We start from the raw sequence: 3,245 nt of genomic DNA, 5'->3' as shown, positions 1-3,245 counted from the left end.
GATGTGTTGGGTGTTGAGGAACGAGAGCTTGTGACCTCGACGTGGGCGGGGGTCGATGGTGTCGATCCTTCGGTGTCGACGTTGGCTGAGTTGTTCGATTTGCAGGTTGTGCGGGCGCCGCAGTCGACTGCGGTGGTGTTCGGGGATGAGCGGTTGAGTTATCGGGAGCTCGATGATCGCTCGAATCGTCTTGCGCGTCTTTTGATGTCGGCTGGTGTGGGTCCGGAGTCGTTGGTTGCTGTGGCGTTGCCGCGGTCGGTGGATCTTGTTGTGGTGTTGTTGGCTGTGGTGAAGGCCGGTGGTGGGTATGTGCCGGTGGATCCGACGAATCCGGCGGAGCGTATTGCGTATGTTTTGGCCGATGCTGCACCGGCTGTGTTGGTGTCGTGGTCGGGGCGTGAGTTTTCGGTGCCTGTGGGGTTGGATTGTGTGGAGATCGATGCCGTGGATCTGTCGGTTTTCGGTTCTTCTGCGGTGGCCGATGTCGAGCGTGTTCGTCCGCTTCGTCCCACGGATGTTGCGTATGTCATTTACACCTCGGGGTCGACGGGTCGTCCTAAGGGCGTAGTGGTTCCGCATGTTGCGGTGGCGCGTTTGATGGCCAATACGGATGGGTTGTTCGAGTTCGGTAGTGATGATGTGTGGACGTTGTTCCACTCGTACGCGTTCGATTTTTCGGTGTGGGAGCTGTGGGGGCCTTTGCTTCACGGTGGCACGTTGGTGGTGGTGGATTATTTCACTTCGCGGTCGCCGGAGGCGTTCCGTGAGCTGTTGATTCGTGAGAATGTCACGGTTCTGAATCAGACTCCGTCGGCGTTCTATCAGTTGGCTGAGGTGGACCGGGTCGGTGCTGCCGGTGAGGGGACCTTGCAGCTGAGGTATGTGATTTTCGGTGGTGAGGCGCTCGAGCTGCGTCGATTGTCGGGTTGGTTCGATCGTTACGGCGATAGCGGTCCGGAGTTGGTGAACATGTATGGGATTACCGAGACGACGGTGCATGTGTCGCATCGTCGGATCGATCGTGAGTTGGTGTCGAGTGCTTCGGGTTCGGTGGTGGGTGGGGCGATTCCAGGGTTGCGGGTCTATGTTCTCGATTCGCGGCTCGAGCCGGTTCCGGTGGGTGTTACGGGTGAAATGTATGTTGCGGGTGGGACGTTGGCTCGTGGGTACTTGGGTCGGACGGATCTGACGGCGACGCGTTTTCTTGCTAATCCGTTCTCTGGTACTGCGGCTCATGCTGGTGGTTCGTTGATGTATCGGACGGGTGATGTGGCGCGGTGGAGCAATGAGGGTGATCTCGAGTTCGTTGGTCGTGTTGATGATCAGGTCAAGATTCGTGGTTTCCGTATCGAGCTCGGTGAGATCGAATCGGGTGTGTTGGGTCAGGATTCGGTGGGTCAGGTTGCTGTTGTGGTTCGGGCGGATCGCCATGATGCGCCTCAGTTGGTGGCGTATGTCGTGCCGGTGGTGGGTTCTAGCATCGATGTTCAGGCCCTTCGTGGTGAAGTGGCTGCGGTGTTGCCGGAGTATATGGTTCCGTCGGCTTTTGTTGTGGTGTCCGAGATTCCGTTGACTGTGAATGGGAAGTTGGATCGTCGTGCGTTGCCGGAGCCGGTGTTCGAGGTTCGGGAGTTCCGGGCGCCGACTACGCCGATCGAGGAGATTGTGGCGGAGGTTTTCGCTGATTTGCTCGGTGTGCCGAGGGTTGGTGTCGATGATGATTTCTTCGAGCTCGGTGGTAATTCACTGATCGCGACGCAGGTTGTTTCCCGACTGAGCGCAGCGCTGGACACCAGGCTGCCCGTGCGGTTGTTGTTCGACGCACCCAAGGTAGGTGCGTTGGCTTCACTGGTGGAAACCCAAGTGGGAGCAGGCGCACGCGTCGCGCTGGTGGCGCAGAAGCGGCCGGATGTCATTCCGTTGTCCCTTGCGCAGCAGCGGATGTGGTTCTTGAACCGCTTCGATGCGAGTTCGACTGTCGATAACATTCCCGTCGCGATAAGACTGACCGGAGAGCTCGATGCGGCTGCCTTGGGGCGCGCGGTCGACGACTTGCTGACTCGTCACGAATCACTCCGTACCGTCTACCCGGACGTCGACGGTGCAGGAACACAGGAGATATTGCCGACGGCCATCGTCAGTCCCGACATGACTCCAGAACGAGTTACAGCGTCCGACCTCGCAGATCGACTGCGCGAGTTCGTCTCTGTTGGTTTCGATGTGACGGCGGAGGTGCCGTTTCGTGCTCGTTTGTTCGAGGTTGTGGGTTCGGGTGGTGTGGGTTCGGAGTTCGTTGTGGTGTTTGTGGTGCATCATATTGCGGCTGATGGTTTTTCGATGGGTCCGTTGACGCGGGATGTGATGGGTGCGTATGTGGCGCGGGCTTCAGGTGAGGAGCCGGGGTGGGCTCCTCTTTCGGTGCAGTATGCCGATTATGCGTTGTGGCAGCGTGCGGTGTTGGGGTCGGAGTCGGAACCGGATTCGTTGTTGTCACAGCAGGTGTTGTTTTGGCGGTCGGCGTTGGAGGGTTTGCCGGATCAGTTGGATTTGCCTTCTGATCGGGTTCGTCCTGTTGTGGCGTCCAATCGTGGTGCGAATGTTGTGTTTTCGGTGGATGCGGGTGTGCATCGTGGGTTGAGTGTGGTGGCGCGGGAGTTGAATGCGTCGTTGTTCATGGTGGTGCATTCGGCGTTGGCGGTGTTGTTGTCGCGGTTGTCGGGGTCTGAGGATGTGGCGGTGGGTACTGCTGTGGCGGGGCGTGGTGAGGCGGCTCTCGATGATGTGATCGGGATGTTTGTCAATACGTTGGTGTTGCGGACGGTGTTCGGTTCGGATTGGTTGTTTGCTGATGTGGTTCGGGATGTGCGTGAGCGGGATTTGGGTGCGTTCGGGCATGCGGATGTGCCGTTCGAGCGGTTGGTGGAGGTGCTCAATCCGGCTCGGTCGCAGGGGCGTCATCCGTTGTTTCAGGTGATGTTGTCGTTCCAGAATTTGGAGCGGTCTTCGCTGGAGTTGCCGGGGTTGTCGGTGTCGGCGGTTGATTTCGATGCTGCGGTTGCGAAGTTCGATGTGCAGGTGACGGTGACGGAGTCGTTCGATGTCGATGGTGGTGTTGCGGGGTTGTCGGTGACGTTGACGTATGCGACGGATTTGTTCGATGAGTCGACGATGGTGTTGTTTGCGGAGCGGTTTGTTCGGGTGTTGGACGCGGTGGTGGCGGATTCGTCTGTTGTGGTGGGTGATAT

1 protein-coding gene is annotated in these 3,245 nt (G+C 58.6%); it reads left to right on the top strand.

What is annotated here, in order from left to right; translation table 11 throughout:
* Positions 1-30: 30 nt before the first annotated feature.
* Positions 31-3,245, top strand: a 3,215-nt coding sequence (locus BJI47_RS08585) for an amino acid adenylation domain-containing protein (RefSeq protein ID WP_368655881.1), incomplete at its 3' end; no start/stop codon positions are given.

It is taken from the genome of Rhodococcus sp. 1168 (genome assembly GCF_002091955.1).
Taxonomy (GTDB): Bacteria; Actinomycetota; Actinomycetes; order Mycobacteriales; family Mycobacteriaceae; genus Rhodococcoides.
This window is presented reverse-complemented; position numbering and strand designations above follow the sequence as displayed.